Annotated in this window: 15 protein-coding genes; 8 read left to right on the top strand and 7 right to left on the bottom strand. The window is 73.8% G+C overall.

Going from position 1 to position 15,180, the window contains the following annotated elements:
- Position 1 precedes the first annotated feature (1 nt).
- The 3 genes from ACFWJO_RS16055 to ACFWJO_RS16045 all read right to left on the bottom strand — a co-directional run bounded on the left by ACFWJO_RS16055 (position 2) and on the right by ACFWJO_RS16045 (position 3,247).
- Positions 2-1,060 (bottom strand): prenyltransferase, encoded by a 1,059-nt coding sequence (locus ACFWJO_RS16055; RefSeq protein WP_386865526.1) that lies wholly within the window; start codon positions 1,058-1,060, stop codon positions 2-4.
- A 14-nt stretch (positions 1,061-1,074) separates the two neighbouring features.
- Positions 1,075-1,860 carry a class I SAM-dependent methyltransferase gene (locus ACFWJO_RS16050; protein WP_386865455.1) on the bottom strand — a complete coding sequence of 262 codons (786 nt, stop codon included), beginning with the start codon at positions 1,858-1,860 and terminating at the stop codon, positions 1,075-1,077.
- Positions 1,861-1,921: 61 nt separating this feature from the next.
- Positions 1,922-3,247 carry a glycosyltransferase family 4 protein gene (locus tag ACFWJO_RS16045; RefSeq protein ID WP_386865453.1) on the bottom strand — a complete coding sequence of 442 codons (1,326 nt, stop codon included), beginning with the start codon at positions 3,245-3,247 and terminating at the stop codon, positions 1,922-1,924.
- Positions 3,248-3,454: 207 nt separating this feature from the next.
- Between ACFWJO_RS16045 and ACFWJO_RS16040 the strand changes: the two genes are divergently transcribed.
- Entirely contained in the window at positions 3,455-4,081 is a 627-nt protein-coding gene (locus ACFWJO_RS16040) for a TetR family transcriptional regulator (protein WP_386865451.1), read from the top strand.
- Positions 4,082-4,116: 35 nt separating this feature from the next.
- On the opposite strand, the gene ACFWJO_RS16035 is transcribed toward ACFWJO_RS16040, so the two are convergent.
- The 4 genes from ACFWJO_RS16035 to ACFWJO_RS16020 are packed head-to-tail and all read right to left on the bottom strand — an operon-like array spanning position 4,117 to position 7,012.
- Complete coding sequence (locus ACFWJO_RS16035) at positions 4,117-4,656, bottom strand: hypothetical protein (RefSeq protein ID WP_386865449.1); 540 nt, start codon at positions 4,654-4,656, stop codon at positions 4,117-4,119.
- A gap of 44 nt (positions 4,657-4,700) precedes the next feature.
- The gene (locus ACFWJO_RS16030; protein WP_386865447.1) at positions 4,701-5,201 is read right to left on the bottom strand and encodes a hypothetical protein; all 501 of its coding nucleotides are present in this window, start codon (positions 5,199-5,201) and stop codon (positions 4,701-4,703) included.
- A 51-nt stretch (positions 5,202-5,252) separates the two neighbouring features.
- The gene (locus ACFWJO_RS16025) at positions 5,253-5,486 is read right to left on the bottom strand and encodes a ferredoxin (RefSeq protein WP_386865446.1); all 234 of its coding nucleotides are present in this window, start codon (positions 5,484-5,486) and stop codon (positions 5,253-5,255) included.
- On the bottom strand, positions 5,486-7,012 hold the full coding sequence (locus ACFWJO_RS16020) for an aldehyde dehydrogenase (RefSeq protein WP_386865444.1): 1,527 nt from the start codon (positions 7,010-7,012) through the stop codon (positions 5,486-5,488). The genes ACFWJO_RS16025 and ACFWJO_RS16020 overlap by 1 nt, the downstream gene beginning before the upstream one ends.
- A gap of 239 nt (positions 7,013-7,251) precedes the next feature.
- Between ACFWJO_RS16020 and ACFWJO_RS16015 the strand changes: the two genes are divergently transcribed.
- The 7 genes from ACFWJO_RS16015 (at position 7,252) to ACFWJO_RS15985 (ending at position 15,160) form a co-directional block, all read left to right on the top strand.
- Positions 7,252-7,722 carry a hypothetical protein gene (locus ACFWJO_RS16015; RefSeq protein WP_386865442.1) on the top strand — a complete coding sequence of 157 codons (471 nt, stop codon included), beginning with the start codon at positions 7,252-7,254 and terminating at the stop codon, positions 7,720-7,722.
- Between the two features lie 92 nt (positions 7,723-7,814).
- Entirely contained in the window at positions 7,815-8,867 is a 1,053-nt protein-coding gene (locus tag ACFWJO_RS16010; protein ID WP_386865440.1) for an MBL fold metallo-hydrolase, read from the top strand.
- 297 nt (positions 8,868-9,164) lie between these two features.
- Positions 9,165-10,460, top strand: coding sequence for a prenyltransferase/squalene oxidase repeat-containing protein (locus ACFWJO_RS16005; RefSeq protein WP_386865438.1), 1,296 nt, complete (start codon positions 9,165-9,167; stop codon positions 10,458-10,460).
- The gene (locus ACFWJO_RS16000) at positions 10,457-11,218 is read left to right on the top strand and encodes an SCO2322 family protein (RefSeq protein ID WP_386865436.1); all 762 of its coding nucleotides are present in this window, start codon (positions 10,457-10,459) and stop codon (positions 11,216-11,218) included. The genes ACFWJO_RS16005 and ACFWJO_RS16000 overlap by 4 nt, the downstream gene beginning before the upstream one ends.
- Positions 11,215-12,438 carry an energy-coupling factor transporter transmembrane component T gene (locus tag ACFWJO_RS15995; RefSeq protein ID WP_386865434.1) on the top strand — a complete coding sequence of 408 codons (1,224 nt, stop codon included), beginning with the start codon at positions 11,215-11,217 and terminating at the stop codon, positions 12,436-12,438. Before ACFWJO_RS16000 ends, ACFWJO_RS15995 begins: the two co-directional genes overlap by 4 nt.
- The gene (locus tag ACFWJO_RS15990; protein ID WP_386865432.1) at positions 12,435-14,267 is read left to right on the top strand and encodes an ABC transporter ATP-binding protein; all 1,833 of its coding nucleotides are present in this window, start codon (positions 12,435-12,437) and stop codon (positions 14,265-14,267) included. The genes ACFWJO_RS15995 and ACFWJO_RS15990 overlap by 4 nt, the downstream gene beginning before the upstream one ends.
- Positions 14,264-15,160 carry an ECF transporter S component gene (locus tag ACFWJO_RS15985; RefSeq protein WP_386865430.1) on the top strand — a complete coding sequence of 299 codons (897 nt, stop codon included), beginning with the start codon at positions 14,264-14,266 and terminating at the stop codon, positions 15,158-15,160. Before ACFWJO_RS15990 ends, ACFWJO_RS15985 begins: the two co-directional genes overlap by 4 nt.
- Positions 15,161-15,180 lie beyond the last annotated feature (20 nt).

Genomic DNA, 15,180 nt, shown 5'->3' with positions numbered 1-15,180 from the left:
GTCAGCCGCAGCAGTCGGGCTCCAGGCCGTGCGGCAGCCGTTCGCCGCCGAAGACCGCGACCGTCGCCTCGTCGCCGCCGAGCGCCGCCACCGCGAGCAGCAGCGAGCCGGCGGTCCAGGTGGTCTGCTCCTCCGGCCAGACGGCCTTGTTGCCCTCGAAGACGTAACCCGTCCAGTAGTTGCCGTTCTCGGCCCGCAGGTGGCCGATGTAGGTGAGGACGTCCAGGGCCCGGTCCGACTCGCCCATCGCCCACAGGGTGAGGGCGAGCTCGCAGCTCTCGCCGCCGGTCACCCACGGGTTGGGCAGCACGCAGCGCACGCCGAGTCCGGGCACGACGAAGTCGTCCCACTTCTCGTCGATCCGGGCCTTCGCCGCGGCGCCGGTGACGGCGCCGCCGAGGACCGGGTAGTACCAGTCCATCGAGTAGCGGGACTTGTCCAGGAAGCGCTCGGGGTGGCTGCGGATCGCGTGGCCGAGCGCGCCGGCCGCCAGCTCCCAGTCCGGCTGCGGCTCCTCGCGCTCCTCGGCGATGGCGAGGGCGCAGCGCAGCGCCTGGTGGATGGAGGAGCTGCCGGTGAGCAGGGCGTCGGTCACGGGCGTGCCGTCGGCCTCGCGCTTCCAGCCGATCTCGCCGCCGGGGCGCTGGAGCCCGAGGACGAACTCGACGGCCGCGTAGACGACGGGCCACATCCGGTCGAGGAAGGCGTCGTCGCCGGTCGACAGGTAGTGGTGCCAGACGCCGACGGCTATGTACGCGACGAAGTTGGACTCGCGGCCGCGGTCGGTGACGTCCTCGGGGTCGCCGTCGTGGTAGGCCGCGTACCAGGAGCCGTCGGCGTTCTGGTGCCGGGCCAGCCACTCGTAGGCGCGGCGCGCCGCCTCGTGCTCGCCCGCGGTGTCCAGGGCCATGGCGGCCTCGGTGTGGTCCCACGGGTCGAGGTGGTGGCCGCGGAACCACGGTATGGCGCCGTCCTCGCGCTGGACGGCGAGGATGCCGGCGACGGTCGTGGCGGCCTGCTCGGCGGTGAGGACCCCGGGCAGGACGAGGTGCTCCGCCATCCGCTCGGGAAGGGTCACCGGGCGTCGGCCTTCGCGGCGTCGGCGGCCACGGCGTCGGCCTGCGCGGGCTCGGCGTCGGCCTTCGGCAGGTGGGGCTTGGTCGCGTAGGCCACGAAGCTCTTGCCGACGACCGGGTTGAGCAGCTGCTCGGCGACCCGGGTCAGGGCGGGCTTCTTCATGATGTCCCAGACCAGGAGCTTGTGGTACGCGCGGACCGGCAGCGCCTTGTCGTTGTCGACGCCGAAGGCGCACTTGAGCCACCAGTACGGCGCGTGCAGCGCGTGGGCGTGGTGGGTGCCGTACGGCCGGAGGCCGGCCTGGCGCATCTTGGCCAGCAGTTCGTCGGCCTTGTAGATGCGGATGTGGCCGCCCTCGACCTCGTGGTACTCGTCGGAGAGCGCCCAGCAGATCTTCTCCGGGCCGTAGCGCGGGACGGTGACGGCGATCCGGCCGCCGGGCCTGAGGACCCGGACCATCTCGGCGAGCACGCCCTTGTCGTCCGGGATGTGCTCCATGACCTCGGAGATGATGACGACGTCGAAGGACTCGTCGGGGAAGGGCAGGTTGAGCGCGTCGCCCTCCATGGCGGTGGCGCTGGCGCCGGCCGGGGCCTCACCGGCCTCCTTCATCGCGGCGAACCACTTCGCGACCTCGCGGATCTCCTCGCCGTTCTGGTCGAGGGCGACGACCTGGGCGCCGCGCCGGTAGCACTCGAAGGCGTGCCGGCCCCCGCCGCAGCCCAGGTCGAGCACGCGGTCGCCGGGGGCGAGCGGGAAGCGGGTGAAGTCGACGGTCAGCACGGAGTCTGCCTTTCAGTGGCGTCGCGGGTCGCGGAGGTGAGGCGGCCGCGGTGTCGTGGGCTCAGTGACGGGGTGCCGCGGCGCGGCCCTGGCGGGCGAGGGCCTCGCGGTAGAGGTCGGCGGTGCCCTGGGCGGCGCGGGCCCAGGTGAAGTTGGCGAGGACCCGGTCGCGGCCGGCCCGGCCGAGGCGGGCGCGCAGTTCCGCGTCGCCGAGCAGCCGCCCGAGCCCCGCGGCGAGCGCGCCCGCGTCGCCCGTGGGCACGGCGAGACAGGTCTCGCCGTCGGCTCCGGCGACCTCGGGGATGGCGCCGCCGGTGGTGGCGACCAGCGGGGTGCCGGTGGCCATGCCTTCGGCGGCGGGCAGCGAGAAGCCCTCGTAGAGGGAGGGGACGCAGGCGACCTGGGCGGAGCGGTAGAGGTCGACGAGCTCGGCGTCGGTGACGCCCTTGACGAACCGGACGGCTCCGTCGAGCCCGTACCGCTCGATGGCCTGGGCGACCGGCCCGTCCTCGGCGCGCTTGCCGACGACGACGAGGTGGGCGTCGGGGTGCTCGGTGCGGAGCTTGGCGAGGGCCTCGATCAGGTAGACCAGGCCCTTGAGCGGCACGTCGGCGCTGGAGGTGGTGACGATCCGGCCGGGCACCTCGGCGACGGACGGGTCCGGGGACCACAGGTCGGTGTCGGCGCCGATGTGGACGACCTTGATGCGGTCCTCGCGGACGCCGAGGTGGTCGACGATCTCCTGGCGGGAGGTGCCGGAGACGGTGAGGACGGACGGCAGCCTGCGGGCGACCCGCTTCTGCATGCGGGTGAAGGCGTACCAGCGGCGGACGGAGGCGCGGCGCTTCCAGTCCGTGGCGGCGTCGAGTTCGAGCTGCCGGTCGACGGTGATGGGGTGGTGGATCGTGGTGACCAGGGGGGCGCCGATCGCGCGCGGGCCGCCGAGGAGTCCGTAGCCGAGGGTCTGGTTGTCGTGGACGACGTCGAAGTCGCCGCGGCGGGCGGCGAGCGTGCGCCGGGCGCGGAGCGAGAAGGTGAGCGGCTCGGGGAAGCCGCCGGTCCACATGGTGGCGACCTCGAGGGCGTCGATCCAGTCCCGGTACTCCTCGCGCTTCGGCGTGCGGAAGGGGTCGGGCTGGCGGTAGAGGTCGAGGCTGGCGATCTCGGTGAGCGGGACGCCCTCGTCGAGCGTGGGGTACGGCTGGGAGCCGATGACCTCGACGCTGTGGCCGAGGCGGGCGAGCTCGCGCGAGAGGTGGCGGACGTAGACGCCCTGACCGCCGCAGAACGGATTCCCCTTGTACGTGAGGAGAGCGATCCGCAACGGACCGTCACCGCCCGGGCCGGCACCCTGTCGGGGGCTTGCCTCTATGGCCTCCGCGGTCAACTGCGACCCCCTTCGAGCGTGCTTTTCGCGGGAGCGTAACCGCCCGCGCTAATCTAGAACAAGTTACAGACTTGATCCTTCGAGGAGCACAGAATCTACCGGCTGGTAGCGCCGTCGGGAGATCCGGAACAGGTGATTCGCACCACGGCACGGCCACCGTCATACTGTCGCTCCGCCACCGCACGGCACCGCACGGAACGGGACCCCATGAACGCGGAAGACAGACCTGCGTCGCCGCCCCTGACAGAGCGCCAGGAGGCACGCCGCCGGCGCATCCTGCACGCCAGTGCGCAGCTGGCCGGACGCGGCGGTTTCGACGCCGTGCAGATGCGGGAGGTCGCCGAGGCGGCCGGGGTGGCGCTCGGCACGCTCTACCGCTACTTCCCGTCCAAGATCCATCTGCTGGTCGCCACCATGCAGGACCAGCTCCAGCACATGCACACGACGCTGCGCAAGCGTCCGCCCGCGGGCGAGGACCCGGCCGAGCGGGTGGCCGAGACGCTGATGCGGGCCTTCCGCGCGCTGCAGCGCGAGCCGCAGCTGGCGGACGCGATGGTGCGGGCGCTGACCTTCGCCGACCGGAGCGTGAGCCCCGAGGTCGACACGGTGTCGCGGCTGACGACGGCGATCATCCTGGACGCGATGGGGGCGGAGCACCCGACGCCGGAGCAGCTGTCCGCGGTGCGGGTGATCGAGCACACCTGGCACTCGGCGCTGATCACCTGGCTGTCGGGACGGGCCTCGATCGCACAGGTGAAGATCGACATCGAGACGGTCTGCCGGCTGATCGACCTGACCGCGCCCGGGTCCGCGAAGGGACCCGGACGCGGCTGAGGCCGCCGGCGCCGGTGACGCCGGAAGTCCGGGACTCAGGACTTCTTGTTCTTCTCCAGGTCGGCCTTGAACAGCGCCTCGCACACGGGCGAGCTGTCGCTGGCGATGAACATCACCATCTTCACCGGGCCCATGCTGTGGTCGCTGGCCTTCAGCTGCCAGGTGCCCTTCGTGAGGGTCTGGACCGTCGAACCGCCCTGGGACAGGGACTGGCCGGGCTTCCAGTCGCCCTTGCCGAGGGCCGCCACCGTGTCCGTGTAGGACTTCTTCGGGTCGGCGGCCTTCTTGGCGTCTGCGGTCCAGGAGACCATGCACTTCTCCAGGCCGGGCGGAATCTGCTCGCCGGAGGCGTCCTGCACGAAGCCCGCACCGGTCGCCGCGGTCTCGATCTCGGTCCGCACGGCGTCCGCCGTCAGCTCCGCGCCGCCACCGGCCTCCGAACCGCCCGTCGTCGAACCGGCCGAGGAGGAACCGCCCGTGGACGAACCGCCCTTGTCCGAGCCGCCGTTGCTTCCGCAGCCCGCGACCAGCAGCACCACACCGGCGGCCGCGGCCGCCACCATCGCCTTGCGCACAACACTCCCAAATCAGCGCGCACAAGGGCCTCTTGCCCCCGTGATCAAGGCAGTAGTTTTGCATATGGGAACCCTGACGCACCGCCACCGCCCGACCGGGCGACGCAGGCGTCCTCGGTGGCCATCAGGCTGATCTGTCCGGTCTCCGGTACGCCCCGGAACTCCGCCACCAGGCTCCAGCCGCTCTTCGTGAAGGTGTGCACGATCTCGCCGTTCTCCGTCCTGCCGGACTGCCGCCAGCCGCGCTCGCGCAGTCCGCTCAGCACCGTCTCGTACCGGCGGCCGTCGACCGGCGCGAGCCGCGTGCCGCGGCCCTTGTACATGACCAGGCACTCCGCCCAGGTGTCGGCCGGGGCGGCCTTCGCCAGGGCCTCCCAGGACGGGTCGTCGGGCGGCGCGCCGGCTTCGGTCGTCGAGGCGGTCAGTTCCTTCCGCACCTGTTCCTTGGTGAGCGGCCCGGACTCCCCCGGCCCCTCCTCCGAGCAGCCCGTGGCCGCGAGCGTCACCACCGCGGCCAGGACCGCCGCCGTCGCCGTTCTCTTCACGTCCGTTCCCCTCCCGACACGGGAGGAGTGTTCCACGCGGAGGTTGCGCCCCTACTCCTCAGGCGGGAACACCGGCTCCCCGCCGTCCGCCAGGGCGATCGAGATCGCCTCCACCGGACAGCCCTCCGCCGCCGCGAGGATCCGCTCGTTCGCGTCGGACTCGGGGTCGCGCGGGTGGGACTGGCGGGCGGCGTCGAGGCGGAAGCCGTCCGGGGCGTGGTTGACGCACATGCCGGAGCCGATGCAGACGCCCCGGTCGACCTCCACGTGCCAGCGGTCGCCCATCACGCCCCACCCGGCCCCTCGTTGCCGGACGGCCCCTCGTTGCCACCCGGCTCCTCGTTTCCGGAGGACGGTGACTCGTATCCCGCCGGCAGGTGGATCATCTTGTGCTCCAGGTACTCGGACAGGCCCTCGGGGCCGAACTCCCGGCCGAGGCCGGAGTTCTTGTAGCCGCCGAACGGCCCGAGCATGTCGAGGCTGAAGGTGTTGACGTTGAAGGTTCCGGTGCGGACCCGGCGGGCGAAGTCGACGCCGTGCTCGACGTCGCCGGTCCAGACGCTGCCGGAGAGCCCGTAGTCGGAGTCGTTCGCGATCCGCAGGGCCTCCTCCTCGTCCTCGTACGGGAGGAGGCAGATGACCGGGCCGAAGATCTCCTCGCGGGCAATCCGCATCGCGTTGTCGACACCGCCGAAGAGGGTCGGCTCGACGTACCAGCCGCGCTCCAGGCCCGCCGGACGGCCGCCGCCGGCGAGGACCTTGGCGCCCTCGGCCTGGCCGATGCCGATGTAGTCGAGGGAGCGCTGCTGCTGGCGGCGGGCCACGAGCGGGCCGACCTGGGTGGCCGGGTCCAGCGGGTCGCCGACCACGAGCGCGCCGGCCGCCGCCGCGAAGGCCTCGGCGAGCTCCTCGTAGCGGGAACGCGGGGCGAGGATGCGGGTCTGGGCGACGCAGGCCTGGCCGTTGTTCATCCACGCGGCGGGCGCGATGCCGGCGACGGCCGCCGCCACGTCGGCGTCGGGCAGGACGACGGCGGCGGACTTGCCGCCGAGTTCGAGGGTGACGCGGGTGAGGTTGCGGGAGGCGACCTCCATCACGCGCTTGCCGGCCGCGACCGAGCCGGTGAAGGAGACCTTGTCGACGCCGGGATGCCCGACCAGGTACTCGCTGACCTCCCGGTCCGCGGGCAGGATCGAGAGGACGCCCTCGGGCAGGCCGGCCTCGGCGGCGATCTCGCCGAGGATGTAGGAGTCGAGCGGCGACTCCGGCGAGGGCTTGAGGACCACCGTGCAGCCGGCGAGCAGCGCGGGCCCGAGCTTGGCGGCGGCGGTGAACTGCGGCACGTTCCAGGGGACCACGGCCGCCACCACGCCGACCGGCTCGCGCCGCACGAGCAGCGGCCCGAGGACTCCGGAGCGCCGCTCCTCGTACGCGAACTGCCTGGCCACGGTGATCGCCGAGTCCCACACCATCATCGCGCCGAGCGCCTGGGCGAGGACGGACCAGGAGTAGGGCGAGCCGTTCTGGGAGCTGATGGAACGGGCGATCTCCTCGTGCCGTACGGCGATGGCGTCCTTGATCCGCCCGACGACCTCGATCCGCTCCTCCAGCGTCGCCCGCGGCCAGGGCCCCTGGTCGAAGGCGCGGCGCGCGGCGGCGACGGCGCGGTCGACATCGGCCTCGGAGGCGTGCGGGACGCGGCCGATGACCTCCTCGGTGTGCGGGGAGACCACCTCGATGACCTCGCTGCCGAGCGGGTCGGTCAACTCGCCGCCGATGAACAGTTTTCCGTGCTCCACAAGCTCGGTCATGACCGACTGCCTCCCGGAACCACGCGTCGATGCCGATATCGCGCTGTCGATATCTGACAGTGTTTCAGAACTGATACCAGTTCTAGTTATGCTTGGCCAGACTCGGGAGGGGCGGGCATGACCGGCAGGCGTGACCGGCGCCCCTGTTCTAGACTTTGAGACGGAGCGGAAGAACCCGCGGCCCGCGCGCATTCCCGGCCGCCGACGTCACCGCTCCTCCCCCGCCCTGAGGAGCTGCCATGCGTACCCTCGCGCGCTCACATCCGCACCGGGCGCGGCGCGTCACGGCCGTCGCGGTGTCGGCCGCCGCCGCTTTCGCCCTCACCGCCCCCACCGCCTCGTCGGCGCCCGCGCAGCCCGCGTCGCCGGCCGCCCAGGCCCGGCCCGAGAGCGCCGCCGCCCCGGCCAGGGCCCACGAGTCCTTCCTCTTCCAGTACACGTTCAACGGGCACCTGAAGATCGGCGGCGGCAACTTCACCGTCGGCGGCCCGGTCACCCTCTACGTCAAGTACAACAACGGAACGGTCGCCTTCCGCCAGACGGTCACCGCGAAGACGCACTCCATCACCCCCGGCGGCGCGATCTACGTGGAGACGAACATCGCCTCGCCGTGCGCGCCCGGCAACAACGGTTACGCCCGCGCGTACGACCGCACGACGGGCATCTGGTCACCGCGCCTCCCCGTGCCGATCTGCCAGCGGATCGACTGAGGCGATGACGACCCAGCGCTTCTGACGCTGCGTCAGTTCTCGTTATAGTGCTGCTGCGACGGCCGTACCCGTACGCAGAGACGAGGACGCTCATGACGCAGGTGACCGACGCGGTGACCGAGCACGGCGGGGGCGTCTGGTCCTTGCGGGTGCCCATTCCGGACAACCCGCTCGGGCACACCCTGGTGCACGTCCTCGACACCGACCGCGGGCCCGTGCTCGTCGACACCGGCTGGGACGACCCCGAGTCCTGGGCCGAACTCACTGCCGGGCTGGGGGCCTTGGGCCTCTCCCCGGCCGATGTCCACGGCGTCGTCGTCACCCACCACCATCCCGACCATCACGGCCTGTCCGGCAGGGTGCGCGAGGAGTCCGGCGCCTGGATCGCCATGCACGCCGCCGACATCGCCGTCGTCCGCCGCACCCGCGACGCCGAGCCGGGGACCTGGCTCGACTACCTGGCCCGCAAGCTCGCCGCGGTCGGCGCGCCCGACGAGCACACCGCCCCGCTGCTCGCCGCCCGCTCCGCCGGCGGCCGGATGCGGACGCTCCCCGGGCTGCGCTCCGCCCTGCCCGACCGCGAGATCGTGCCCGGCGAGCTCCTCGACCTGGCCGGCCGCCGGCTGCGCGCCGTGTGGACGCCCGGCCACACGCCCGGCCACGTCTGCCTCCACCTGGAGGAGGCCCACCCGGCCGGTCTCCCCGGCCACGGCCGGCTGTTCTCCGGCGACCACCTGCTGCCCGGGATCAGCCCGCACATCGGCCTGTACGAGGACCCGGACGATGCCACGGTGACCGACCCCCTCGGCGACTACCTCGACTCGCTGGAGCGGATCGGCCGGCTCGGCGTCGCCGAGGTGCTCCCGGCCCACCAGTACGCCTTCGCCGACGCCGCCGGCCGGGTCCGCGAGCTCCTCGCCCACCACCAGGACCGCCTCACCGGTCTCCTCGCCCTGCTCGCCGTGCCGCTCACGCCCTGGCAGCTCGCCGAACGCATGGAGTGGAACCGCCCCTGGGACCGCATCCCGTACGGCTCCCGCAACATCGCCGTCAGCGAGGCCGAGGCCCACGTCCGCCGCCTGGTGAAGCTGGGCCGCGCCGAGCCGGTGCCGGGCACGGACCCGGTGACGTACGTGGCCGTGTGACGTCGTGACGTACGGGGCCGTGTGACGTACGGCTCCGGGAGCGGCCGGGGCCCGGCCGGTACAGTGGGCGGTCGTCGTCATGCCCGTACTGGGGGAAGCCGGTGGGAATCCGGCACCGACCCTTCCCCAAGCTCTCGGCTTCGCTCGAGCAGGGGACACCCCGATCCGTGACATGCCACCCCAGGCATGGAGTCGGAATGCCCGGTACGGGACGTGAGCGCCGGCACCGTCGAGGAATACGGCGCCGGAGGCCGGCCCCCCGGGGTGCCGGTGTCCGGTGCCCGCAGAGAGGGACCCATGATCAGCGTTCGCCGCGCCGCCGCCGCACTCGCGGCCGGTGCCGTGCTCAGCACCACCGCCGCCGGAGTGGCCGCCGCCGCACCCTCGCCGACCCCCTCGCCCGTCAGGATCCCGGCCGGGCTCTACGGCAAGACCGACCCGACCTACGACGGCGTCTGGCGGCAGTCGCTCGCCTTCCTCGCCCAGCGCACCTCCGGCATCCAGCCCGCCGACCAGGCCGTGGACTGGCTGCTCGGCCAGCAGTGCGCCAACGGCGGCTTCGCCGCGTACCGACCCGACCCGGCGAAGGCCTGCGACGCCAAGACCATGCTGGACAGCAACTCCACCGCCGTCGCCGTCCAGGCGCTCGGCGCGGTGAAGCGCCAGTCCGCTGACCCGGCGAAGACCGACAAGGCCGTCAAGGCGGGCGTCGCGTGGCTCAAGAGCGTCCAGAACAAGGACGGCGGCTGGAGCTACCTGCCCGGCGGCCCGAGCGACGCCAACTCCACCTCGATCGTCATCGGCTCCCTCGCCGCGTCGAGCGTCCGGCCCGGCGTCGTGAAGTCGGCCGACGGCAAGACCCCGTACGACGCGCTCCTCACCTTCGCCCTGCCCTGCACGGGCGCGGCCGCCAAGGGCGCCGGCGGTGAAGCGGCCAAGGGCGCGGCCGGCGGCGCCGGTGCCTTCGCCTACCAGCCCGACAAGAACGGCAAGCTCCTCGCCAACGCCGACGCCACCGCCGCCGCCACCCTGGCCGGCCTCGGCAAGGGCATCACCGCCCGCGGCGCGCAGCCCGAGCAGAAGCCGGTCTGCACCGACCAGCCGGCCAGGCCGACCCCGGAGCGGGCCGCCCTCAACGGCGCCTCCTACCTCGCCGCGCAGCTCGCGGAGACCGGCCACCTCACCGCGCCCCCGATGCCCGGCGCCACCGAGCCCGCCGCACTGCCCGACTACGGCAACACCGCCGACGCCGTCGTGGCGCTCGCCGCCTCCGGCGCCAAGAAGGAAGCCACCGGCGCACTGGCCTGGCTGGAGAAGAACTCCGCGAACTGGGCCGAGACCAGCGGCCCGGCCGCCTACGCCCAGCTCGTCTTCGCCGCGCACGCCATGGACACCGACCCGCGCAGCTTCGGCACCGTCGACCTCCTGGAGAAGCTGAACGCCACCGGCCCCGCGCCCAAGGCCCCCGACAACTCGCAGGCGTCCGCGGGCGCCGACGAGGACGAGGGCGGCTTCGACGTGTGGTGGATCATCGGCATCGGCACGGTCGTCGGCGTCGGCATCGGCTTCCTCCTGAGCGGCCGCAAGAAGTGAGGACCCGGCTCGCCGCGGGCTTCGGCGCCGCGGTCCTGACGCTCGCCGTCGCGGCGCCCGCCGGGGCCGAGTCCGGCTACCGCTACTGGTCCTTCTGGGAGAACCAGGGCGCGGGCGCGGGCGCGAAGTGGGGCTACGCCTCACAGGGCCCGGCGACCGCCCGGCCCGCCGACGGCGACGTCGTCGGCTTCCGCTTCGCCGTCAGCCGGGACGCCGCCGACGCGACGCAGCCCTCCGCCCTCCCCGACTTCACCCGGATCTGCTCGGGCGTCGAGAAGGAGGCCGGCACGAAGCGGGTCGCCGTGGTCGTCGACTTCGGCGGCACCGAGGACGCGCCGCCCGGCGAGACCCCGCCGAAGCCGGCGGTGCGGACGGACTGCCCGCGGGTACGGGAGGACGCCACCGCCGCGGAGGCGCTGGCGGCGGTCGCCAAGCCGCTGCGGTACGACAGCAACGCGCTGCTGTGCGGGATCTCCGGCTACCCGCGGCAGGGCTGCGGCGAGCAGGTCACCCTGCCGGACACCGACTCCGGGACGAAGCCGTCGCGGACCCCCGCGGACGCGCCCTCGGCCTCGACGGGCTCGACGGGCTCGGCGAGCTCTTCGGCCTCGTCACCCTCGTCGGCGTCGTCGGCAGCGTCGGCCTCGTCGTCCTCGTCGGACACCGGCGGTCCGTCCCTCGGTCTCGTCGCGGGCGGAGCCGCCGTGCTCCTCCTCGGCGCCGCGGGCGTCTGGCAGGCCCGCCGCCGCGGTCGATGACCGCGAGGCGGACCCCGGGACCGGCGGCCCGTCTGCGGGCGCCGGAGGCGACGCGCTCCAACGCCCTGCATCCCGGCGCCTGGTGGCTCTGGGCGCTCGGGCTCGCCGTGGCCGCCTCGCGGACCACCAATCCGCTCCTCCTCGGGCTGGTCGTCGGCGTCGCCGGCTACGTCGTGGCCGCCCGCCGTACCGACGCGCCCTGGGCCCGCTCGTACGGCGCGTTCGTGAAGCTCGGCCTCTTCGTCGTCGGGCTCCGCGTCCTCTTCTCGCTGCTCCTCGGCTCGCCGATCCCGGGCACGCACCTGCTGTTCACGCTGCCCGAAGTGCCGCTGCCCGACTGGGCGCAGGGCATCCGGGTCGGCGGCCGGGTCACGGCCGAGCAGCTGGTGTTCGCGCTGTACGACGGACTGAAGCTGGCCACCCTGCTGATCTGCGTGGGCGCGGCGAACGCGCTCGCCAATCCCTCGCGGCTGCTGAAGTCGCTGCCGGGGGCGCTGTACGAGGCCGGGGTCGCCGTCGTCGTGGCGATGACGTTCGCGCCGAACCTGGTCGCGGACGTCGTGCGGCTGCGCACCGCCCGCCGGCTGCGCGGCCGCCCGACGGGCGGCGTGCGGGCGCTGCTCCAGATCGGACTGCCGGTGCTGGAGGGCGCGCTGGAGCGTTCGGTGGCGGTGGCCGCGTCGATGGACGCGCGCGGGTACGGCCGTACGGCGCAGGTCCCGCCCGCCGTCCGGCGCACGACGAACGTGCTGACGCTCGGCGGGCTGCTGGGCGTGTGCGCCGGCTCGTACGGACTGCTGGCCGCGCAGGGCGCCGGGTACGGGCTGCCGCTGTTCGTGGCCGGGCTCGTCGCGGCGGTCGCCGGGCTGCGGCTCGGCGGGCGGAGGACCGTGCGCACCCGGTACCGGCCGGACCGCTGGGGGGTGCGGGCGTGGCTGGTCGCGGGTTCCGGCATGGCGGTGGCGGTCCTGGTGATCCGTACCGGCGCGGCCGTGCCGGAGGCGCTGCACCCCGGCGTCGTACCGCTGGAGGCGCCCGGGCTGCCGGTGTGGCCGGCGGTTTCGGTGCTGGTCGGCCTGCTGCCGGCGTTCGTGGCGCCCGTCGCGCCCGTCGCACCCGGGGCAGGCGGGGTACGAGACGCACATGAAGTACGCGACGTACATGAGGTACACGACGTACACGACGTACATGACGTACGCAAGGAGAGTCAGCGCCCGTGATCCGCTTCGAGAACGTGTCGGTCACGTACGACGGCGAGGCAGGACCCACCCTCAGGAACGTCGACCTGACCGTGCCCGAGGGCGAGCTCGTGCTGCTCGTCGGCCCGTCGGGCGTCGGCAAGTCGACCCTGCTCGGTGCCGTCTCGGGCCTGGTCCCCCACTTCACGGGCGGCACGCTCACCGGCCGGGTCACGGTCGACGGGCGGGACACGCGGACGCATCCGCCGCGCGAGCTCGCGGATCTGGTGGGCACGGTCGGGCAGGACCCCCTCGCGCACTTCGTCACCGACACGGTCGAGGACGAGCTGGCGTACGGCATGGAGTCGCTCGGGCTCCCGCCCTCGGTGATGCGGCGGCGCGTCGAGGAGACGCTCGACCTGCTCGGCCTCGCCGAGCTGCGCGACCGTCCGATCGCCACGCTCTCGGGCGGACAGCAGCAGCGGGTCGCGATCGGCTCGGTGCTGACGCCGCACCCTAAGGTCCTCGTGCTCGACGAGCCGACCTCGGCGCTCGACCCGTCGGCCGCGGAGGACGTCCTGGCCGTCCTCCAGCGCCTGGTCCACGACCTGGGCACGACGGTCCTCATGGCGGAGCACCGCCTGGAGCGGGTGGTGCAGTACGCGGACCGCGTGCTGCTACTGCCCGAGGCCGTCATGGGCCCGCCCGCCGACATGATGGCGGTCTCCGCCATCCACCCGCCGGTGGTCGCCCTCGGCCGTACGGCAGGCTGGTCCCCGCTCCCGCTGACGGTCCGGGACGCGAGGCGGGCGGCGGGCCCGCTGAAGGCTGCGCTGGCGGGCCGGACGCCTGCGGCGGGCCTTGTCCCCTACCCCGCCCCTTCCCGAAACCGGGGCTCCGCCCCGGACCCCGAACGGCCTGCGGCCGTGTCCTCAAGCGCCGGACGGGCTGAAAATCCAGCCCCGCCGGCGTTTGAGGCGCGGGGGTCCAGGGGCAGCGCCCCCTCACGCGGCGGAGCCGCACATGTCACAGCCGGGAAGGGGCGGGGTGGGGGAATCTCCCTGTTCAGGCGGCGCCGCACCCGCCCCGCGGCCGCCACCCCCACCGGCCCCGCCGCCCCCCTCGTCGCCGTCGACCGTCTCGCCGTTCGCCGGGGGCGCGTCGAGGCGCTGCGGCAGGTGACGGTGCACGTCGCGGCCGGGGAGACGGTCGCGCTCATGGGGCGGAACGGGGCCGGGAAGTCCACGCTGCTCGGGGCGCTCGTCGGCATGGTCGCGCCCACGGGCGGCCGGGTCCGGGTCGCGGGGCTCGCCCCGCACACCACCGATCCGCGTGAGCTGATCAAGCAGGTGGGACTGGTGCCGCAGGAACCGCGGGACCTGTTGTACGCCGACACCGTCGCGGCGGAGTGCGCCGCGGCCGACGCCGACGCGGGCGCCGCGCCCGGCAGCTGCCGACAGCTGGTGTCGGAGCTGCTGCCGGGCGTCGCCGACGGCACCCACCCGCGGGACCTGTCCGAGGGCCAGCGGCTCGCGCTCGCGCTCGCCGTCGTCCTGACCGCCCGCCCGCCGCTCCTCCTGCTCGACGAGCCGACCCGCGGTCTGGACTACGCGGCGAAGGCGCGCCTGGTGACCCACCTGCGGGCGCTCGCCGCCGCGGGGCACGCCATCGTGCTCGCCACGCACGACGTGGAGCTGGCGGCGGAGCTCGCGCACCGTGTCGTGGTCCTCGCGGGCGGTGAGGTGGTCGCCGACGGCCCGACCGCCGAGGTCGTCGTCTCCTCCCCGGCCTTCTCGCCGCAGGTCGCGAAGATCCTCGCGCCGGAGCCGTGGCTCACGGTCGACCAGGTGGAGGAGGCGCTCCGCCCGTGAACGGCTCCCCCGCCACCCGCGCCGCACGGCCCGTCCGGCTCGGCCCCCGCTCCGTGGCCGCGCTCGCGCTCGTCTCCTTCGTCGGTCTCACCGGCATCTGCTGGCCGCTGTTCGCCGACGCGGACTCCGCCGTCACCGACCACGCCGCCGACGCCCCCTGGCTCTTCGCCCTCGTCCTGCCGCTGCTCATCGCGGTCGTCGTGGCGACCATCGCCGACTGCGGCATGGACGCGAAGGCGGTGGCGATGCTGGGGGTGCTCGCCGCCGTGGGGGCGGCACTGCGGCCGATCGGCGCCGGGACGGCCGGCCTGGAGCCCATGTTCTTCCTGATGGTGCTGAGCGGCCGGGTCCTCGGCCCGGGCTTCGGCTTCGTCCTGGGCGCGGTGACGATGTTCGCCTCCGCGCTGCTCACGGGCGGCGTGGGGCCGTGGATGCCGACGCAGATGCTGGCCATGGGCTGGTTCGCGATGGGCGCGGGCCTGCTGCCGGGCCCGGCGGGCCTGCGGGGCCGGCGTGAGCTCCTGATGCTCTCCGCGTACGGCTTCGTGGCGGCGTTCGCGTACGGGACGGTCACCAATCTCTACGGATGGGTGACCGTCAGCGGCGGGCAGGACCGGGAAGCGTGCGGGGTCTGCTTCGTCCCGGGTGCCCCGCCCGCCGAGAACCTGGTGCGCTTCCTCGCGTACGTCCTCGCCACCTCCCTCGGCTGGGACCTCGGCCGCGCCCTGCTGACCGTGGTCCTCACCCTGACCGTCGGCGGCCCGCTCCTGCGAGCTCTCCGGCGGGCGACGCGGCGCGCCAACTTCGAGGCCCAGGTCACATTCGAGGGCCCTGAGAGGGCCCCTCGGGGTGAGGCCCCTCATAGGACCCAGGTCACGTACGAATCGGAATAGTAGCCGGGACGAGCCGCCCA

The sequence above is a fragment of the Streptomyces sp. NPDC127092 genome, from assembly GCF_042722475.1.
Taxonomy (GTDB): Bacteria; Actinomycetota; Actinomycetes; order Streptomycetales; family Streptomycetaceae; genus Streptomyces.
This window is presented reverse-complemented; position numbering and strand designations above follow the sequence as displayed.